Below are 17,000 nucleotides of genomic sequence, written 5' to 3'. Positions count from 1 at the left end.
AGTTGTCGGGTTCAGCAGCCGCCGTAGCCCTCAGCCGCCGGATGCTCGGGTCGGTGACAGCTCAGAATCCGCCGCCGTCGAATCCGCCGCCCATATCGAATCCGCCGCCGCCGTCGAATCCGCCCGGATCGCCGCCGACTTGGTCGCCGCCACCCGCATCGCCGCTGTCCTGCCCGGCCTGCAAGCCCGCGTCATAGCCTTCGCCGTAACCGTTCTCGAATCCCGCGGCCCCGTACGCCACCCCGGACATGCCGCTGAACAGGGCGTCGAACAGCAGCACCGAACCGATACCCCAGGCGCCCGCCACCAGCGCCGTCTTCCACCACGGCTCGGAGTACCAGCCCGCGGGCACGGGGCGCCCGGCGACGCGGCCGCCGGGGTAGTAGTTGGGCGTCCGCGGCGACGGTGACGGGGACGCCTCGATCCGGCGGCCCTCGAAGTCCACCGTGCGGTCCTCGGTGACCTGGCCCGCCGAGCGCTGGCCGTCGAGTTCGGGCACCGGCGGACCCGGGTCCAGGTTCATCGCGGTGCGGGCCGCCCGCACGTAGTACAGGCCCTCCACCGCGGTCTCCTTCGCCAGGCGGGCCTGCGCGACCGTCGTGGCCTGGTCGATCTGTGAACCGGCCGCGTTCAGCCGCTCTCCCGCGTCGGCCAGGGCCTGTTTGGACGCGTCGTTGCTGCCGACCAGGTTGTAGACCTGCCCGCCGAGGCGCTCGGTGAGGCGGCGGGCCTCGGCCTTGGCATCGGCGAGCTGCGTGGCCTGCCGGTTGCGTTGCGCGTTGCGACCGAAGTACGTCACGGCGAGAAACACCGCCAGTACGAGCACCACGAGGATCAGAAGCGTTGTCACATCGACCAGCGTACGCGGACGCCGGCGTGCCGATCGGGCGCCGCGGAGCGCCGCTCCCGGGTGGCTCAGCCCGCCAGCGTGGTGTCGTAGTCGTCCAGGTCGGCCAGCCTGGCGGGTGCGTACCCGCCGGGCTCGGGCTCCTCGTCGTCGAGTTCCGACAGCGCGAACCTGCGCTTGCCCGCCGTCTTCGCCGAGTACATCGCCCGGTCCGCGCTGCGCAACAGGTCGGAGAAGTCGCAGGAGCGACCGGGCGGGCAGTACGCGGTGCCCACGCTGGCCGATACCGGCACCGGTCCGCAACTGGTGGGCACCGGATTCTGCAGGGTGCCCAGGATCCGCATCGCCAACTCGCCCAGCGTATTTCGGCCAGCGGGCAGCGCGAGGACGAACTCGTCGCCCCCGTATCGGCAGACCACCGTGTCTCCCGGGCAGGTCGCGCGGAGCCGACGGGAGATCTCCACCAGCACCTCGTCGCCGACCGCGTGGCCGTGGCCGTCGTTGATCTGCTTGAAGTCGTCCAGGTCGATCAGCAGCAGCCCGACTCCCCGGGAGCGGTCGGTCGCCATCAGCCGGACCCGCTCCTGCAGCAGCGACCGATTGGCCAGGTCGGTGAGCGCGTCGTGGGTGGCCTCGTGGCGCAGCCGGTGCTGCAGCGCGGCGATCTCCTGCACCCGCACCGACACCGCCTCGGTCAGGCTGCGCTCCTGCTGGGCCAGGGCCCGCTGCTGCAGCGCCTCGGCGTAGGCGTCGATGGCGTGGCTGGCCACGAACGGCCACCGGGTCGCTACCAGGGCGCCCGGTTCACCCGGGGCGAAGCCCAGCAGCGCGCGGGTGGCCGGCGCCAGCATGCGGGTGCGATCGAACGGCGTCTCGGCCAGCCGGCGGCCGATGGCCCGGGCGGCCGGGACCGGAAACGGTTCCGAGCCTGCCAGATCCAGCAGTTCGTCGATGATCCCGGCGAAAACCCGTTCCAGATGTTCCGGTGAAACGGTCAGGCCGCTGCCGCTGTAGACGGCGCGGACCCAGTCCCGGGTGGTGGCCGCGATGGCCTGCGTCTCGAGTTCGGCGGGCATCGATGCTCACCTCACACGAACGCCGTCAGTGCCGGCTCCCCAGCCGGTCACGCCCTCCGGATCGTGCTTACTGCTATGCGGTCCGCTACACCTTGCTCGATGCACGCTCACCGCCCCCTTTCCAGAAACCCCCGTCCGGCAAAAAGGATCCTAGCAAGCCACTCGACACCGAAATATGGTGTTTTACAACCTGTTCCGATATCTCGCGAATGGCGATCGGTTGTGAGATCGGTGCAGAGCGGCCGGTGTTACACCTTTGTCCGCGTGTCGCGGGCGGCGTGTTCAGCGTGTTCGCGCCGCCACGCCGTGTGCAGTGGAATCGGAGCGAACCGTCACCGCCCGAGAAGCGGCGCCGAGACCGGCCCGCGCGATCGGCGCGCCGCCACGCCGTGGCGTAGGGGTGTCCGGTGCGGCGGCCTACCGGGGACACCCGGGGCCGTCGATTGGCGTTTCCGAAGCGAGGTTCGGTACAGTCCTAGGCGCAGACGACATAGTGGCGATCCCATTGATGTCGTATGCGTGCGGGCGTAGTTCAATGGTAGAACCTCAGCCTTCCAAGCTGATGGTGCGGGTTCGATTCCCGTCGCCCGCTCCGGCAGGGGCCGTCTACCGCCCCGCAACGGGGTGTAGCGCAGCTTGGTAGCGCACCCGCTTTGGGAGCGGGTGGTCGCAGGTTCAAATCCTGTCACCCCGACCATAGCTGCCTTACTTGAACCGGCGTCCGTAAGAACGCCAGCCAAGGTGGGCGACTTTGGGTGAACACTGGAAGCCTCCGCATCGCGGGGGCTTCTCGCGTTTCTGTGGCTGGGTGTCCTGGTGTGGTTGGCACGTTCGTTGATCTTGCCGATTCCGGTTCCGGTGGTGGTCTGTCGTTGCTGGTGGACGGCTTTGGCTTCGGCCAGTTCCTGGAACAGGGGTGTCTTCTGGTCTTCGACGACTCGGGTGTCATCGAGGTAGAAACGTTCGAAGAATGTCTGGTTGAGGTGGCGGCGTGCGGGGTTCTTGGCGTCGGCGTAGAGCTGGTAAGGGTTGGTGAGCAGGTGTAGGGCGTCGCGGAGGACTCCGGCGCCGATGCCGAGTTCGGCTCCGGTGGTGGCGAGTCGGGCGTTGACTCGTTCGCGTTCGGCGGAGATGTGGAGGAGTTTGGCGCGGATCTTGGCGGTGGGCATGGTGTCGAGGGTGGCGAGGTCGAGCAGCCGGTTTTCGTGGGTGTCGAGTTCTTTGAGCTTGCGTTGGAGGCTTTGGTGCATGGTGCGGGTGGCGGCTTGTTCGTTGCCGAGTGTGGTTTCCAGGAGTGCGCGGACGTCGGTGATGAAGGTGTCGGGTAGTTGGAGTTCGCGGTAGTACTCGACGATGGCGTCTTCGACGGCTTCGGCGCGCAGGTAGGGCAGATCGCAGAGTCCTTCTTGGCGGCCTCGGCAGACGAAGTATCCGTATCGGCCGCCGCGGCCGGTGACTTCGGTGTAGATGAGTCGGGCAGTGCGTCCGGTGCGGTGGCAGCGGCCGCAGAACAGTCCGCCTTTGAGGTGGTGCTGGTGGACGCGGTCGCGTTGGCCTGCGGCGCTTCGGGCGTTGAGGACGTCTTGGACTTGGTCGAACAGTTCTTGTCCGACGATGGGTTCGTGGCGGCCTTGGTAGATCTCGCCCTTGTAGACGACGTACCCGAGGTAGTAAGGGTCGGACAGTCTTTCGTGGAGGGTGCTGTCGGTGAGGGGTTTGACGGTGCGTCGCGAGGTGAGGCCGAGGTCGGCCATGGTGGCTTCCAGATGCGCCAGCGTGTAGGTGCCGGTGGCGTACAGCACCAGGATCAGGCGGCAGGGATAGTCAGCCATAGACATGGGGCTCTCGTCTCGGTGTGGAAGATAGGGATGGCTGGGCACCGGGCGCGAATCAGTCCGCCACGTCCAGCAGGAACATCGCCACCGCCAGGTGGACGAGGCACTCGTCCGGATGGTGATGGCGGTGCGCGTAGCGCAGTTCGAACGCCCGCGTTCGCGTCAGTTCCAGCAGCTGCACCTGGCACATGTGCTCGGCCAGCGGGCTGTCCGCCGAGACAAAGCTGTTGCTGCTCATGGCATGGGCTCTCTTGGGCGAGGAAGTCTGGGAAGGTGCTGCAGCGCCGTGGCCGGAAGTGCCTGGCGCAGCGCGGAAGCCAGCAGCGAGGTCGTCAGGCGGGTCAGCGGATGTAGCTCGGCGGGCCGCTCGGACACCAGCATCACCGTCACCGCCGATGTCTCGGCCGCCGCGGGCGATCGACCCACGGCGGCTTGCGGATCGGCGTCGGCCGCGTCGGCGGCCGGATGTCCTGGAGCTTGGGCAGGACCTCGGTGTCGGCGTCGCCGCTCGGCCAGCGGTGAGCACCGGGCGCGGCCGGCGGTCGCGGGATCGGGTCGGTCGGCTCTTCCGTCCCGCCGCCGTGGGACTCGGCAGCCGTGCGTGCTTCGTCACGGTGACGCTGACCGGGGAGGAAGGCGTGCTGGCCGGGCTGGTGGATGCGCTGCCACCACACCCCGACGCGGAAGCCCAGCGCGGCGGCGAAAGCCACCGAGGCGGACCACACCAGCCAGACCAGCGGCGGCATCGCCTAGCCACCGGCCGGGGCCGAACCATTCGCTCGGGCATTCCCGTTCGGACTCTCCGGCCACACCCGCCTCGGCGGAAACTCCGTCCCGTCTCCCTCCGACCCCTGTTCCGGTGGCAACCGCAGCCGCCCATCCCGTACCGCCGTCACCAGCTCGTTGAACGATTCGATGCACCAGCCGAGTTCGGCGGCATCCCGCTCGCTGTGCTTCGGATCGTTCTGCCGCAGCGCATACAGCACGTACTTCCAGACCAACCACGACACCCACTGCCCGTACCTCGAGGGGCTCAGTGGCGCATCTGCTTGGTACACAACAGCTTTGGTGTGACCACCCGCCTCACGGTCGATGAGCCAGGTGGTCAGGTTGAGCTGTTCGTTGAGCTGGGCCAGATCCTTCGGGTCCTTTGGCCGCTGCTCATGGACATACCGCCAGCTGCCGACCAGTTGCACTGCCACTCGGAACAGGGCCGTGCCCGGTTCTTCTGTCCCGGCGCACACTCGCAGAAACGCTCCGGCATCCGGCAACGGCGTCTCCGGCGTCGCCTCCACCGGCGGCAGCGTGAAGGCCAAGGGTCGCTCTGGGTCGGCGCCGTAGAAGACGTGGTGGACAGGGCGGTCGGTGGACGGGGCCTGCTGGTCGTCAGGCATGGATGGGGCATCCCTTCAGGAGGTGGCGTTGCCAGCAACGCACGAAATATGTTGGGAAGAAACAAGGTTGTACAAAAGCGCGCGGGCCCGGCCGGGCCTCAGTCCCACAGCTCGCTGCACGGCAACGGCGGTAGATCCGGCCGTACGTCGTCGTCCACTGTGACGCGCAGCTCCATGTCGGCGAAGGCACCCGCCAACTCGTCGGCAACGTGTTGCGCCTGCTCGGCCGGAGCCTGGAAATCCAGTTTCAACGCGCCGGACTCGATGTGGATGTGCCGGAGACGCCGCGGAGGCCGAGGCGGGGTGACGGGCCGCATGCCGGATCACATCCCCGGCAGCGTTCGCTGGCCGGATTCGATCTCCGCGGCCAGGCAGTCGTACCCGTCGCACAGCACGGCCAACTCGTGCGCCTCGGCCGTGGCCGTGGCCTGTGGATCCGCGCCCTTGCTGACAGCCCGCTCCCACAGCTCCGCCAGCTTGGCCGCGATCTCCCCAACGGACTCGGTATGCGTGGGCACCTCCGGGGGCTGGTCGAGCGGAGCCTGGATCGACGACGATGCCAGCGCCAATGCCTTGCGCTGCAAGGCAATCCGCGCCAGCACGGCATCGTCAATGACGATCGTCAGCATGTCGAGGTCCGCTTGCGTCAACACCAGGGTCTTGGCGGCGGCCTGCAATTCGCCGTAGGCCGCCTCCGTATCCGCCAGCACCTCGACGGCCAACCGGTAGTCCCGCTGGCACTCGACCATGCCGTAGGCCGGATTCAGGATGTCGCCTGCCGTTACCGGCTGGGCGCCTGCGAAGGTCGCCAGGAACATCTCACTGGAGGGCAACGGTTCGGGCGGCGCCCATTCCGGGATCGGCTGAGCCGCACCGGGTTCGGGCTCCGACCTCCTTACGGCATCGGCTGGGCCCGCCGTGCAGTCGTTGGTGCCGGACGGCGCATCCTCTGGCACGCCGTGGTCCGCCTGGTCGTTCATGTCGCTCACCGCGGGTGGGTCGTCGACGGCACCAGGCGGTCGGCATCGGCGAGAACTTGGAGCGCGGCGGCCTTGCGCGGGCATTTCGTCGCCCGGCAGGCCACGTGGAACTGCATGACGGTGTGGGCCCGCTCAACGGTGAACGGCGTCTCCGGCGCCAGATGGGTTTCTTGTTGGGTCAGGGCGATGGTCTGGTGCATGGCCAGGGAGTGCATGGTGGGACCTCGGTTCGTCAGGGCCACCGGCGCGCCTGCCGAGGGGGAGGCGCGCCCCGATGGCGGGCGCGGCTTTGACGGTAAGGCGGGGTTTAGGCCTTTTACCGGCGCATATACGCGAAACCTCTGAAATATGCGGAAAACCGTATAAAGTGCCAGAAAGGGCCAAACCCTTTGCCTGGCAACGTGTCCCGAGCGGCCAGACGATCTTGCAAATGCACGTTCACTTGAAGAAGCAGGGACAGCAGCATGCACATGACAACTGGCGAGGTCATCCGCCGGATCCGGAAATCGCTCGGGATGACGCAAGCTGAATTGGGCGCGATCCTCGGGTACACGCAGCCGGTCATTTCGCAGCTCGAACACGATGGTGCCGCCATCCATGATGTGCGGGTGCTGCGCCGTATCGCCAAGGCACTTCGCGTTCCGCTTGCCATACTGGTGGTGGAGTCGGACGAGGAGGCGGACGTGAATCGTCGCAATTTCCTACGAGCCAGCGCCCTCGGGGTCGGAACTGCTACGGCGGCAGGAACCGTGGGACACACAGCTACAGCAACTTCAGCAACCGGAAGCGTCCATGTCGGGGCCACCGAGGTTGCCGAGATTACCGCCAGTACCAACCAAATTCACGAACTCGATCTGCTCGTTGGTGGCGACCGGCTGTGCCGCCTGGCCGCCAACGAAGTGCGCTACGTCGAGCAGCTGCTCGACAGTGGCAGCTACACCGAAGCGGCTGGGCAGGCACTCACCAGCGCCGCTGCAGAAATGATGACCGCGGCGGGGTGGGTGCACTTCGATGCGGGCCATTTGGATCGGGCCCGGCGTTACTACGCCGAAGCCGCCCAAACGGCGGCAGCTGCGAACGACGGGATCGCCGCGTCGCATGCCCTGCTCAACGCCAGCATGCAGAGCTTTCAGGGCGGCTTCGGCCCATCCAAGCCTTCGAAAGAGGCACGTCCAGTGGATGGCGTCAACCTCGCTGAGGCCGCGCAAAATGCTGCTCGCCGTGATGGCGGCCCGAGGCTGCGCGCTGTGGGCGCGATCTACGAGGCGGGCGCCCACAGCGCGACAGGCGATAGCAGTGCGATGGTGAACGCCATTAGCCGGGCGCACCGCGCTTACGAATCGGGGCGCGGTCATGACCCGGACTGGGTGTACCTGCCACCGGCCGCGTTGGCTGGCATGACCGGATGGTCATACATGCGGATCGGCGACCACCGTGCGGCGACGGCCTACCTGCAAGAGGCGGTCGATGGCACGGCTGCCTGGCCACGGGAGAACGTCGGTTGGCGTATCAAGCTGGCCGAGAACGATATTCAGGGGGGCGAGATCGCTACGGGCTGCCAACTCTTGATCGACCACTTCGAACAGATCTCCAGCATGACGTCGACGCGGCTGCAATCCACCATCGACAGCATCGTGCAGGACGTGCGGCCGCACCGGGCGGTGCCCGAAGTGCGCGAGTTTCTGGAGCTGGTGGCCAGCACCTGATCACTGGTGACGGGCGGTCACGGTCCACCAGTGGGTCGTGACCGTCGCTGTTCCAGCGCTTTGGCGATCAGGGTGCGGGCAGTCTCGCCGAAGACCGCTCTGCGCGCGAGGGTGTCGAACACCTCGGCGTACTGCGCGATTTCTCGCGGCTGGGTGATGGTCAGCTCCGCCGTAATCGCTTCGACCAGAACCATGCGGTTGTCGTAGATGACGAAATTGGTTGTGGCCATGGTCAGTTCGGCGTCAGCAGGCACGATACCCACCAGGACGCGGGGCAATCCGATCACGGCGATCAGTCGGTCCAGTTGCCCGGCCATGACGTCGCCGCCGCCGACGGTGGTGTGCAGTGCCTGCTCCCCCATGATGATTCGGAACTGGCGCTTGCCGTGGTAGAGAACTTGTTGCCGCTCAAGCCGTTTGGCGACGCCTTGCTCCAGGTCATCCGGGATGTGGAAGAAGTCGATGCTCTTGCGCAGAACGGTGGCGGCGTAATCCGCTGTCTGGAGGATGCCCGGCACCATGATCGGCTGGTAGAGACGCATCAGCTTCGTCTGCTGCGCCAGCTTGACGGTTTCGTTCTGGACGCGCTTGGTGCCGGTATTGAGGATGCGCCGCCATTCCAGGTAGGCGGCCTCGATGTGGTGCAGGGTCGCTGCCAGATCCGGCAGCTGGTCGAGGGCGCCGGTGTGGGTGCAATAGGCCCGCAGATCGGCGTCGGACGGCTTGATCTTGCCGTATTCGATCTTCGACACCTTGGACTCGTGCCAGCCGGCCAGGCTGGCGAGCTGGCGACCGTTCAGCCCGGCCGCCCGCCGGATCTCCCTGAGCCGCAGGCCGAGTGCTTCACGTGCTTGTTGAACCGAGTCCGTCACTGACCGGCGTGCGTGGCAGCGTTCGCGGCGTAGTCGGCATACGGGGTCGCCAGCTCCCACAGGCGCTGCTTCACGCTGCGGCAGTGACCGACGAGCTGCGGATCGGTGGTGACGGCCAGCCCGGCTGGCTTGCCATTCGTGTCGACCAGGTTGAAGGCGAGCAGCTCGTCGTCGAACAGCCACCAGTCGTCGGGCGGCACTTCGCCCGCCACGTGCCGCGGGACGTACCGGATGTCTTCACCGGCTTCGACTGACGGTGCCGTCGCCACCAGCACCCAACGGTGGTAGTCGCTGTGCGGCACGCTCACGACCCGAATCCGCCGTACCGCAACACCTTTCGCGATGACGTCGCGCATCAGGGTCAGCCACGGCTGTTGGAAGGTCACGTAGTCGTCGGGCTCGCCGTCGAGGAACCGCCTGAAGTGTTCGGATTCAGCGGGCACGGCGTAGGCGTCGCGGACCTCCAGGTGGAACGCCTCGCCGGTGCACCGCTGAAACAGGTCGGTCCACTCGTCACCGGGCAGCAGCTGCACCGAAGAACGTCCTCTCTAGCGCCGGTACTTCGATCGCCATCTCGTCCTCGGCCAGCTCCAACCGGCCGAGCGTTTCCGGATCGGCGATCACCCGACCCGACAGTGTGAAGGTACCCCGGCCGGTGTCGGTCAGCACCGCGCCGACATAGCTTCCCTGCTCGATGAACCCGAGAAGAACGTGTGGGATTTCGATGGTGTCGGGTTCGTCGGTCTGCCAGCCCTGGATCACGAACGTCTCATGATCGGTGGCGTAGACGGTCGGGCAGTCCTTGTTGAGCGAACCGGCTTTGCCCAGAAATGTCAGGTCATCCATGGTGGAGGCCCCCTGTCCAGATGGTGTGTCGCCGCTGGCACGCGGTAGGCCGATGCTATCTCCAGCTTGCTCGCTCGCCGAAGTTTTGGCCGAATCCGAGCAAGACCGTGCAAGACGCTGGCTTCCCGGAACCGAGCCGTCTTAGCGTCGACAGGCAGTAGTTCGGCGTCAGGTGAAAGCCCGCTCGGGACAGCGCAATTGGCTTGCTTGTCCCTGGCGCCGAGCTGCCCCATCACGGAGCGAGGGGAGCGTATGTCGCTGAGCCAGTATCTCGTCCGGGTGCATTGTTGCGGCAGCCGGTGGCTGATCGAAGTGCCGGCAGTAGGGCGATGGACGACGGTCGACGACAAGAAGTCCATCGCCGACACCGCCAGGGCCATGATTGCCGCCGTCACCGAAGCGTCCACCGACGCGTTCGGCGTCGACCTGGTTGAGGCCCAGGTGCTCGGCAGCACCGACGAATTCGCCAGTGCGACACAGCTTCAGCGCTGGCAGGCGACACCGCCGGTCGCCGCCGCGCCTAGGTAATTCAGTAACGAGTCAGCGCTCCTCGGGTGCCTGGTGTTCTGACCAGGCTCCTGTTTCGTGCTGTCGCGAACCAGCAGGAATGAGCACTCCCCATGCCGCAATTTGTACCGTCCACACGGGCCGAGCACGTCCTTCGAAGAGGCAGAATCATTGGCGTCGAGGAGACGCCGGACGCGATGGTGCGGCGCGTCACGGACACGCTTGCTCGACAGGAGACGCAGTTCTCAGATCGGCGGACGGGTGCGCAGTTCGCTGAGGCTTTCGGTTCGGCCCTCACAGCCGCAGAGATCGTGATGAGCACGCCCGTCATGACCAACGCTGGCCGCTACCCGGACCGGCCGCTCACCGCCTGCACGGTGCCGACCGTCGACTTCGATCCTGCCCGGTCGCGGCAGCTCAAGGACGAAATCATCCGGCTGCACGAGCAAGGCATGGGCACCGGCTTCAATCTCGATGAGACCGACGACCCGGTCGCCACGCTGCGTTTCCTCAACGATGTGGCGGTGGAGAGCGCTGAGGGCGGCCGGGAGGATCGGCCGGTCGGCAACATGGCGATCCTGAGCGTGCGCCATCCGAAGATCAATGAGTTCATCCATGCCAAGGTCGACGCGGCGTCGGACGGCATCGATTGGAAGTTCAACATCTCGGTTGACCTCGACCGCGGCTTCATGGAGGCGATGGAACGCGGCGGGCAGGTTGAACTTCGCGACGGCCGCCAGGTCGATGCCCGCCAGCTGTTCGACACGCTGTGCAGTACCGCTGCGGCCTGCGCCGATCCGGGCATCGTGTTCCTCGACCGGATGAACGCCCGAAACCCCTTGCCCGGCATGGGCGCGTACACCACGACCGCGCCGTGCGCCGAGGTTGGCCTGATCGCGGGCGAGACCTGCCAGTTCGGCTACCTCAACATCCGAAAGTTCGTCGCCACCGCCAGGTTCGGGCAGGCGGCGATCGACACGCCGAAGCTGGCGGACACCACCCGGCTGCTGACCCGCGCCCTGGACAACAGCCTTGAGGTCAGCCAGCGGACGCTCGCGGGCCCGCGGGCTCGCCACGTCTTGGCCCAGAAGCGCAAGATCGGCATTGGCCTCTGCGGCCTGGCCGACGCGCTCAGCGCGGCGGGCCTGCCGTACGACTCCGAAGCGGCCCGCACGCTGATGGCGGACATACTGTCCTTCATCAACTTCACGTCGAAGGAGGAGTCGGTGCGCCTGGCCGAACAGCGCGGGCCGTTCGACGCCATGCGCACCAGCCTGATCGGCAACCGTCACCGGGAAACGCCGGGGCATCTTGAGCGGCTGTACGGGCAGCTCGAATCGGGCACGGTACCAGCCACAGCCTGGCGCCAGCTGTCTCAACATGTTGCGGCGACAGGGATGCTGCGCCACGTGTCGACCATCGCCCTGCCGCCGACCGGCCGCAGCGCGCTGGTGATCGACGCCTCGACGGGTATCGAGCCGCATTTCGATACCTTCTCGGCGAACATGGAGGTGCGTGCCGCGCTGGAGCGCATCGTTCGAAATGGGTACCGGGAATCCATTTACGCGGACCCCTCGACGCATTCACAGCCAGTTCATGACATCTTGGCTTCTGCATCTGAAATTAGCCCGGCGGGGCATATAGCGATGGCAGCCAGCTTGCAGCAATACACCGACGAGGCCATTTCTAAGACGATCAACCTGCCGATCGGCTCCACGGCCGACAACGTGCGCGACGTCTACTGCGCGGGCTACAAAGCCAACATGAGCGGCGTCACGGTGTATGTCGACGGCAGCCGCGACGCGCAGCCGAAAGAACTACAGCCCCTCACTGCACAAGGAGAAACATGAGCGATACCACCCATTTCCAATACTGCCAAAAGCTGGTCGTGGTCGACCCCGCAACCAATAGCGTTCTGCTGGCCCGCCGTAAGGGCGAAGCCGACTATGACGGCGTCTATTCGCTTATTGGCGGCAAGATGGAAACCACAGACGGCAGTATCCTCGATGCCATCCGCCGCGAAAAGGAAGAAGAGATCGGCAAAGCTGCCATGATCTCGATCGCCGAAGACCTGTCGTACAATGTCCTGTTCAAAAAGAAGGACGGCAACAGCATGATTCTGCCGCACTTCTACGCCGAGTACACAGGCGGCGACATCGAGCTGAACGACGAGTACTCGGACTGCGCCTGGGTGCCCGTCGACCAGCTGGACGCGTTCGAGCCGAAGATCGACACCATCCCGGCCGCGGTGCGGTGGGCGGTGGAGATCGGCCTGGTGGTGAAGGCGGGCCAGGGACTTACGAAGCTGTAGAAATCGGCCAAACCAAGCGTCTGCCCGCTCCGAATACCTGACGGCCGGACCGAAGAAGTTCCGCCGTGCTGGGCAACCAGCCTGCTGGAGTCGGGTACCCCTTCGCGCCGGACTCCAGCAGGCTGGCTCTCGATCCCGCCGGCTGTTTCACGCCGGGCGGAATCCTGGCGTCACGGTCAGCTAGCTCGCCTTGTTGTACGCCTCCACGACGTCCGCCGAGATGCGGCCGCGGCTGGACACGTCGTAGCCGTTCTTCCGGGCCCAATCCCGGATCGCGCCAGTCTGCTCCTTGTCGGCTGAGGTGCGGCCGCTAATCTTGCTCTTGCCCCTCGGGATTCGACCAACCTTGCGGGCGGGACCTGTCCATTGCTCGAACGCCTCACGCAGTTTGCCTGCGTTCTTCATCGACAAGTCGATCTCGTATTCAACGCCGTCGACGCCGAAGCGCACCGTCTCCTCAGCCTTGGATTTGCCGTCGTAGTCGTCGATCAGTTCGACGGTAACCTTCTTCGCCATGTGTATCGCCCCTCGTCTTCATCAGAAATGCCGGAGCGGTCAGTTTAGAACGCCGCTCGACCAGGTGCTCAACCGGCACGCGGGAACGCTGGCGGCTTTCCGCGCGCCGAGGAATCCGGAGCGGATAATCCCTACCGCTCGTCCGCTGCTTCGGCTTCGACGTGTCGGTCTGCCGCGGCGAGGATGGCTTGAAAGTCTTTGCCTAGTGCGTGCGTGAGGTGCTGTAGATCAGCGACAAGGTCAACTAGGGCAGTATCAATTTCCTGGGTATCGCCAACCCGCTTGGCGTAGTGCAGCAGGGTATCTGCCGCCCAGAGGGCGCGAGTGTCGATGTCCGCACCGAGGTCGTCGTCGGTGATGTGGCGTTGATCGAGATTGATGCCCCGAAGGTGTTGCTCCAATTCTGGAACGGTCTTCGCTTCAATAGATGTTGCTTTGTAGTTCGATGATGCTGGCGGCATACATGTGATCTCCGTTTACTGTCTGAATTATATAATTACCTCTGTTGAACATCAATAGGGAATGTAGATAATACGTCACACAAGCGTCGTGACGAAACTACGCCTCTTTCTTCGCAAAGCCTATTGATGGAAACTACGAAGAGAGTTAAAACAGAACCATAGGGAAGGATGCACAAGCACCCGCCAAAGAGGCACTTGTGTCCCTTCTCGAACATCACGCGCAAAGGTAAAGCTTGACCGGGTTCCCAAATCCGGTCAAAATAAAGACGAATGGACAACGAATACTCCAGATACGAACTCCTCGCACGACATCTCGACCCACAATTCGGCAACATCTACCGATACAATGTCGCCAACGAGGGCGATGTCGGCTTCGATGTACAGGCGTGGACGCCGGAACTTCGGGAAGCAGTCAAGGACTACCTACTGCGTCACTGTCCGGACGCCGTGCTCGACCAATTGTTCCTCGACGATGCCGCGCGGCCGATCGAACCGAGTCAACGACCTGCCGCGGTCGACGGCCTCATTGCCGATTTGGAGCCGTGGGAGATTGCCTTTGACGTCCGCCGCGCTGCCGTCTCGGCCGTCCCCACGCTCCATGATCTGATCGGTCGTCTTGAGGAATGGCCGAGCGAGGACGATCGCCTCGACGCCGAAACCTGGCTGGAAGCCCACGGCGATAACGTTGACTGGCAGGGGCTCGCCAGGGCGACCAACCACTTCGAACTGCTCCCGGTCACTATGCTCTCCGGCGCTACCCGCCAACCGAATGCTGACGATCTTGTCCGCAGGCTGACGCCAGCCGAGTTGCTGTTCGCGTGGGAGTACGTCGTCGGGCCAGCACACACCGACCTGACCGATGCGGAGTGGCGGCTCCTCGTGCCGTTCTTCGGACATGTCCGCAGCCGACACGGCCTCCGCGATCGCAGTGCTCGCGAACTGGATAGCAAGCGCCGCACACTCGATGCCCTCCGATTCAAGTTCGCCCACCCAGTGCCTTGGTCGCATCTGCCGTCCCGGTACGGCAGATGGGCTTCGGTCTACCAGGCGTATCACTACCACCAGACTGGCGGCCTGTTGATCCGCCTGCGCGATGCGCTGCGGGACAATACCGAAGCCGCGGATCTTGGCCTGGCTGGATGAAGTAGTCGCCGCAGGCCCACCGAACCGGCGGAGCCGACATAGTGAAGAATCGTAGCGACGTCATTGAATAACTTATTGCTTGGACCTGATGGTTGAGTAGGTGATGGCGTATCAAGCCCAACCGTCGCGTATCCGTCGAGTACAAAATGTGTTCACTGCTCGCATCGGATTCTTGGCGCTCGGGTCCGTCGCTGACCAGCTGAGTATCTGCTGCGAACTATCTTTGATTGATGATATCTGCGTTATGCCTTATGGTAGCAATGAGATCCGAGTCTCCACCACAACCCGACCTCCAAACCGTCGAGTGGATTTCGCGTGCTGCATACAGCAGCGTGGCCGCCGAATAAGTGATCCGCATTCGGATCAATACTTTCACGGCCGGTTCTTCGGCGATCTGCGATGATCCTCGTGTGTGATCCGTACATACCGCCATCCCGCTCGTCAGTGGTGTCAAAATTGAGTAGCGGCGGGGGCATGCATGTGCTGGGATGTAAAACTATGGAGTCCGAGGAGTTACATGTAGCGCTGACCACTGTCGAGGCCAACAGGCTCCGCAAGTGGGGTTCTGCCTGGTTTGATCTCATTCAGTCGGGCCAAGCGCTCGAAGCACGGCGCAGCACTCCTGCCTCGCTAGCGACTGCCTTTATTCGCAGAGCGTTTTGGGAGTCTGCTGTCATCAGTTACGTGCGTGTAGGGCAAGGCGATAAGAAGCGTAAGATCGACCTTGAGGCGCTATTCGCTGCAACTGGCGATCCACACATATCCGATTTTCACAACGAGATTCTGGAGTGGCGTCACGATCATGTGGCGCATCGGCGTGGTCCCCGATTCGAGGATGTCCATGCGGTCGTTTGTTACGACGCTCAGCCCGATGTGCGGGCTTTGCGGCTCCTGATCGAAACTTCAATAGGACCGAGTGATGAAGAAGCACTTGTGGAGCGGTTCCGCGACCACGTCTTGCTACTCCGAAACACCATGTGGAAGTCATTTCTGGCGCCGCTTGCAGAAAAGCTGTCAATTGTAGCCCAACGTGACGAAGCGCTGCGCGGTTTCGCCGTTGCCGAAGGGTCAATTACACATAACGACAGAATCGCTGCGAATCTCGTTCTGTGGGCACGGGGAAATGGAACCGGGATAGCGCAAGGGCGTAAGCGCGTAATAGTGCGGAGGCGCTGAGATTGTGATGCCGACATGCCTGGTTGTAAGAGCCGAAAATCTAGATGGGTGAGTCTGTGGATGCTGGTTGAGACAATACCTGTCGAGCTTCTGCGTATATTTCAGACAAGGTTAATGTTTGGCCATCTCTGTGGATCACTTCATCTTCGACTAAATCCTCGTCAGCCTGAACAGCGTCATCGGTATCAATGACTCCACTATAGAGATGGGGAATTGCCGCAAGTGCTGGACCGTCCAGGTGGTAGAGGCTCCTCGTTGCCGGTGTGTAGAATTATTTCATATGTAGTTGCTCCAATTAGCTTCTTCAGAAGTGTGCGCCAATGAGTTCCGGTTTGCAAGTATGATAAGGCTATAATGTGAACATGGCAATAGACCCCAAGGACGCCTTTCTGCATGTAATCTACGACTACCGGTGCTTGGCAACGGCCGGTTATGCCTGGAGCGCCGTTGGCGCTGGAGGTACGGAGGCGGCCAAAGGCAATGCGAACAAACTACTGCCCGAAGTTGGCACAATGATCCAGGACAGCATTCACGTGCATGCACGGTCCTTGATGGAGTTCTACACGCTGTCGAGTAGTCGATTCCCCACCGATGTATTTATGCACAGAAGTTTTGGCAGTCTGGCCATCGATACTAACTTGGACGCGTATCTCAAGAGTCGGAGACGTGCAATCGAGGTTCATTCATTGCATCTAACCGCATGGCGCGAGGTTTCATACCGGGCGAATAATGCAAACGCTCCGGACGACTTGATGAGGCATCGCCCAGACTGGAATATTGAAAATAGAATCCTGATCGACAAGCTGGTCGAAGCGCTCAAGGAGATATCACAGCAACGAACCCCCTGGCAGAAACCATTCGCTGAGCTTCATAACGCAGTAGTGGCGAGGCTCAGCGATGGCTCATACGACTGGCCCGCGAATCTGGGCAAGAAGCGCGATGTGGAGAACTACCTGGTGGGGATTGGATTGTAGATCCGTCCCATTCGATTCCCCGTTTCCGCTTGTACGGGACAGCTGTTTGTATCATCTGCCGATTGACGCTTTGGGCACGTTAGCCCGCCAGTGGTCCGAGCCGCTGGCAAAACTGCGAGCTATGCGTCAATTGCTTGCCCGGGTCACCCAGAGCAACTGCTGGCAGCGTGGGACACGCGGTGGCGCGAACGGCCAGACCGCGAAGAAGAGTCCGACGGCCGATACCGCGGCACATCTGTACCACCCGACCACTGCCTTCTAGCACTTGTCCGCATACCAGATCGCCGTCCTCTAAGACCGTGTCTCATGTCGCTGATTTCGCCTTCGTGAGTTTCTTGTAGCAGGTGAGTGCGGCG

General features: G+C 63.7%; 22 protein-coding genes, 2 tRNA genes and 1 pseudogene. 11 read left to right on the top strand and 14 right to left on the bottom strand.

Features of this window, described 5'->3' with window-relative positions; genetic code table 11:
• Positions 1-61: 61 nt before the first annotated feature.
• Positions 62-850 (bottom strand): DUF1542 domain-containing protein, encoded by a 789-nt coding sequence (locus ACYVLQ_RS07270; RefSeq protein WP_460696613.1) that lies wholly within the window; start codon positions 848-850, stop codon positions 62-64.
• A 65-nt stretch (positions 851-915) separates the two neighbouring features.
• Positions 916-1,923 (bottom strand): diguanylate cyclase domain-containing protein, encoded by a 1,008-nt coding sequence (locus ACYVLQ_RS07265; RefSeq protein ID WP_460696612.1) that lies wholly within the window; start codon positions 1,921-1,923, stop codon positions 916-918.
• Between the two features lie 521 nt (positions 1,924-2,444).
• On the opposite strand from ACYVLQ_RS07265, the gene ACYVLQ_RS07260 reads away from it, so the two are divergent.
• The 4 genes from ACYVLQ_RS07260 to ACYVLQ_RS07245 all read left to right on the top strand — a co-directional run bounded on the left by ACYVLQ_RS07260 (position 2,445) and on the right by ACYVLQ_RS07245 (position 3,251).
• Positions 2,445-2,515 (top strand) — tRNA-Gly (locus ACYVLQ_RS07260).
• 28 nt (positions 2,516-2,543) lie between these two features.
• Positions 2,544-2,620, top strand: a tRNA-Pro gene (locus ACYVLQ_RS07255).
• Positions 2,621-2,741: 121 nt separating this feature from the next.
• Positions 2,742-2,969, top strand: a complete 228-nt coding sequence (locus tag ACYVLQ_RS07250; RefSeq protein ID WP_460696611.1) for a hypothetical protein — start codon at positions 2,742-2,744, stop codon at positions 2,967-2,969.
• 87 nt (positions 2,970-3,056) lie between these two features.
• Positions 3,057-3,251: a hypothetical protein gene (locus ACYVLQ_RS07245; RefSeq protein ID WP_460696610.1), complete on the top strand. Its 195-nt coding sequence runs from the start codon at positions 3,057-3,059 to the stop codon at positions 3,249-3,251.
• Between the two features lie 21 nt (positions 3,252-3,272).
• Here ACYVLQ_RS07245 and ACYVLQ_RS07240 read toward each other — a convergent pair.
• From ACYVLQ_RS07240 to ACYVLQ_RS07210, 7 genes and pseudogenes are all read right to left on the bottom strand, one after another.
• Positions 3,273-3,755 (bottom strand): annotated as a pseudogene (locus tag ACYVLQ_RS07240) (recombinase family protein); the annotation flags it as partial.
• 58 nt (positions 3,756-3,813) lie between these two features.
• Positions 3,814-3,996, bottom strand: a complete 183-nt coding sequence (locus tag ACYVLQ_RS07235; RefSeq protein ID WP_460696609.1) for a hypothetical protein — start codon at positions 3,994-3,996, stop codon at positions 3,814-3,816.
• A gap of 148 nt (positions 3,997-4,144) precedes the next feature.
• Positions 4,145-4,504, bottom strand: a complete 360-nt coding sequence (locus ACYVLQ_RS07230; protein WP_460696608.1) for a hypothetical protein — start codon at positions 4,502-4,504, stop codon at positions 4,145-4,147.
• 3 nt (positions 4,505-4,507) lie between these two features.
• Complete coding sequence (locus ACYVLQ_RS07225; RefSeq protein WP_460696607.1) at positions 4,508-5,152, bottom strand: hypothetical protein; 645 nt, start codon at positions 5,150-5,152, stop codon at positions 4,508-4,510.
• A 98-nt stretch (positions 5,153-5,250) separates the two neighbouring features.
• Complete coding sequence (locus ACYVLQ_RS07220; protein WP_460696606.1) at positions 5,251-5,469, bottom strand: hypothetical protein; 219 nt, start codon at positions 5,467-5,469, stop codon at positions 5,251-5,253.
• Positions 5,470-5,475: 6 nt separating this feature from the next.
• Positions 5,476-6,132 (bottom strand): hypothetical protein, encoded by a 657-nt coding sequence (locus ACYVLQ_RS07215; protein ID WP_460696605.1) that lies wholly within the window; start codon positions 6,130-6,132, stop codon positions 5,476-5,478.
• Between the two features lie 5 nt (positions 6,133-6,137).
• Entirely contained in the window at positions 6,138-6,347 is a 210-nt protein-coding gene (locus tag ACYVLQ_RS07210; RefSeq protein ID WP_460696604.1) for a hypothetical protein, read from the bottom strand.
• A 255-nt stretch (positions 6,348-6,602) separates the two neighbouring features.
• Between ACYVLQ_RS07210 and ACYVLQ_RS07205 the strand changes: the two genes are divergently transcribed.
• Positions 6,603-7,838 (top strand): helix-turn-helix domain-containing protein, encoded by a 1,236-nt coding sequence (locus tag ACYVLQ_RS07205; RefSeq protein ID WP_460696603.1) that lies wholly within the window; start codon positions 6,603-6,605, stop codon positions 7,836-7,838.
• A 17-nt stretch (positions 7,839-7,855) separates the two neighbouring features.
• Here the strand turns inward: ACYVLQ_RS07205 and ACYVLQ_RS07200 are convergent, their stop codons facing one another.
• From ACYVLQ_RS07200 to ACYVLQ_RS07190, 3 genes are read right to left on the bottom strand one after another with little or no spacing between them, the layout of a single operon-like run.
• Positions 7,856-8,710, bottom strand: coding sequence for a helix-turn-helix domain-containing protein (locus ACYVLQ_RS07200; protein WP_460696602.1), 855 nt, complete (start codon positions 8,708-8,710; stop codon positions 7,856-7,858).
• Positions 8,707-9,243: a DUF6879 family protein gene (locus ACYVLQ_RS07195; RefSeq protein WP_460696601.1), complete on the bottom strand. Its 537-nt coding sequence runs from the start codon at positions 9,241-9,243 to the stop codon at positions 8,707-8,709. Before ACYVLQ_RS07195 ends, ACYVLQ_RS07200 begins: the two co-directional genes overlap by 4 nt.
• Positions 9,224-9,556 (bottom strand): hypothetical protein, encoded by a 333-nt coding sequence (locus tag ACYVLQ_RS07190; protein ID WP_460696600.1) that lies wholly within the window; start codon positions 9,554-9,556, stop codon positions 9,224-9,226. Before ACYVLQ_RS07190 ends, ACYVLQ_RS07195 begins: the two co-directional genes overlap by 20 nt.
• A gap of 252 nt (positions 9,557-9,808) precedes the next feature.
• On the opposite strand from ACYVLQ_RS07190, the gene ACYVLQ_RS07185 reads away from it, so the two are divergent.
• The 3 genes from ACYVLQ_RS07185 (at position 9,809) to ACYVLQ_RS07175 (ending at position 12,374) form a co-directional block, all read left to right on the top strand.
• A complete protein-coding gene (locus ACYVLQ_RS07185) occupies positions 9,809-10,084 on the top strand; it encodes a hypothetical protein (RefSeq protein WP_460696599.1) in 276 nt (91 codons plus the stop codon).
• 92 nt (positions 10,085-10,176) lie between these two features.
• Positions 10,177-11,913 (top strand): ribonucleotide reductase N-terminal alpha domain-containing protein, encoded by a 1,737-nt coding sequence (locus ACYVLQ_RS07180; RefSeq protein ID WP_460696598.1) that lies wholly within the window; start codon positions 10,177-10,179, stop codon positions 11,911-11,913.
• The gene (locus ACYVLQ_RS07175; protein WP_460696597.1) at positions 11,910-12,374 is read left to right on the top strand and encodes an NUDIX hydrolase; all 465 of its coding nucleotides are present in this window, start codon (positions 11,910-11,912) and stop codon (positions 12,372-12,374) included. Before ACYVLQ_RS07180 ends, ACYVLQ_RS07175 begins: the two co-directional genes overlap by 4 nt.
• A 180-nt stretch (positions 12,375-12,554) precedes the next feature.
• On the opposite strand, the gene ACYVLQ_RS07170 is transcribed toward ACYVLQ_RS07175, so the two are convergent.
• Positions 12,555-12,890: a histone-like nucleoid-structuring protein Lsr2 gene (locus ACYVLQ_RS07170; RefSeq protein WP_460696596.1), complete on the bottom strand. Its 336-nt coding sequence runs from the start codon at positions 12,888-12,890 to the stop codon at positions 12,555-12,557.
• A 131-nt stretch (positions 12,891-13,021) separates the two neighbouring features.
• On the bottom strand, positions 13,022-13,351 hold the full coding sequence (locus ACYVLQ_RS07165) for a hypothetical protein (RefSeq protein WP_460696595.1): 330 nt from the start codon (positions 13,349-13,351) through the stop codon (positions 13,022-13,024).
• Between the two features lie 270 nt (positions 13,352-13,621).
• On the opposite strand from ACYVLQ_RS07165, the gene ACYVLQ_RS07160 reads away from it, so the two are divergent.
• The 3 genes from ACYVLQ_RS07160 to ACYVLQ_RS07150 all read left to right on the top strand — a co-directional run bounded on the left by ACYVLQ_RS07160 (position 13,622) and on the right by ACYVLQ_RS07150 (position 16,644).
• A complete protein-coding gene (locus ACYVLQ_RS07160) occupies positions 13,622-14,494 on the top strand; it encodes a transposase (protein ID WP_460696594.1) in 873 nt (290 codons plus the stop codon).
• A 498-nt stretch (positions 14,495-14,992) separates the two neighbouring features.
• Entirely contained in the window at positions 14,993-15,670 is a 678-nt protein-coding gene (locus tag ACYVLQ_RS07155) for a hypothetical protein (protein WP_460696593.1), read from the top strand.
• A 362-nt stretch (positions 15,671-16,032) separates the two neighbouring features.
• Positions 16,033-16,644, top strand: a complete 612-nt coding sequence (locus ACYVLQ_RS07150) for a hypothetical protein (protein ID WP_460696592.1) — start codon at positions 16,033-16,035, stop codon at positions 16,642-16,644.
• The last annotated feature ends 356 nt before the right edge of the window (positions 16,645-17,000 follow it).

Source organism: Nocardia thraciensis (assembly GCF_054782435.1).
The sequence above is the reverse complement of the archived record's forward strand: the minus strand, read 5'-3'. Positions and strand labels throughout refer to the sequence as shown.

What these genes read in the sequence shown, in the direction of transcription:
- ACYVLQ_RS07265 (WP_460696612.1), bottom strand. Translation starts at nt 1,923, where the DNA reads ATGCCCGCCGAACTCGAGACGCAGGCCATCGCGGCCACCACCCGGGAC.
- ACYVLQ_RS07235 (WP_460696609.1), bottom strand. Translation starts at nt 3,996, where the DNA reads ATGAGCAGCAACAGCTTTGTCTCGGCGGACAGCCCGCTGGCCGAGCAC.
- ACYVLQ_RS07230 (WP_460696608.1), bottom strand. Translation starts at nt 4,504, where the DNA reads ATGCCGCCGCTGGTCTGGCTGGTGTGGTCCGCCTCGGTGGCTTTCGCC.
- ACYVLQ_RS07225 (WP_460696607.1), bottom strand. Translation starts at nt 5,152, where the DNA reads ATGCCTGACGACCAGCAGGCCCCGTCCACCGACCGCCCTGTCCACCAC.
- ACYVLQ_RS07220 (WP_460696606.1), bottom strand. Translation starts at nt 5,469, where the DNA reads ATGCGGCCCGTCACCCCGCCTCGGCCTCCGCGGCGTCTCCGGCACATC.
- ACYVLQ_RS07215 (WP_460696605.1), bottom strand. Translation starts at nt 6,132, where the DNA reads ATGAACGACCAGGCGGACCACGGCGTGCCAGAGGATGCGCCGTCCGGC.
- ACYVLQ_RS07210 (WP_460696604.1), bottom strand. Translation starts at nt 6,347, where the DNA reads ATGCACTCCCTGGCCATGCACCAGACCATCGCCCTGACCCAACAAGAA.
- ACYVLQ_RS07205 (WP_460696603.1), top strand. Translation starts at nt 6,603, where the DNA reads ATGACAACTGGCGAGGTCATCCGCCGGATCCGGAAATCGCTCGGGATG.
- ACYVLQ_RS07190 (WP_460696600.1), bottom strand. Translation starts at nt 9,556, where the DNA reads ATGGATGACCTGACATTTCTGGGCAAAGCCGGTTCGCTCAACAAGGAC.
- ACYVLQ_RS07185 (WP_460696599.1), top strand. Translation starts at nt 9,809, where the DNA reads ATGTCGCTGAGCCAGTATCTCGTCCGGGTGCATTGTTGCGGCAGCCGG.
- ACYVLQ_RS07180 (WP_460696598.1), top strand. Translation starts at nt 10,177, where the DNA reads ATGCCGCAATTTGTACCGTCCACACGGGCCGAGCACGTCCTTCGAAGA.
- ACYVLQ_RS07175 (WP_460696597.1), top strand. Translation starts at nt 11,910, where the DNA reads ATGAGCGATACCACCCATTTCCAATACTGCCAAAAGCTGGTCGTGGTC.
- ACYVLQ_RS07170 (WP_460696596.1), bottom strand. Translation starts at nt 12,890, where the DNA reads ATGGCGAAGAAGGTTACCGTCGAACTGATCGACGACTACGACGGCAAA.
- ACYVLQ_RS07165 (WP_460696595.1), bottom strand. Translation starts at nt 13,351, where the DNA reads ATGCCGCCAGCATCATCGAACTACAAAGCAACATCTATTGAAGCGAAG.
- ACYVLQ_RS07160 (WP_460696594.1), top strand. Translation starts at nt 13,622, where the DNA reads ATGGACAACGAATACTCCAGATACGAACTCCTCGCACGACATCTCGAC.
- ACYVLQ_RS07155 (WP_460696593.1), top strand. Translation starts at nt 14,993, where the DNA reads ATGGAGTCCGAGGAGTTACATGTAGCGCTGACCACTGTCGAGGCCAAC.
- ACYVLQ_RS07150 (WP_460696592.1), top strand. Translation starts at nt 16,033, where the DNA reads ATGGCAATAGACCCCAAGGACGCCTTTCTGCATGTAATCTACGACTAC.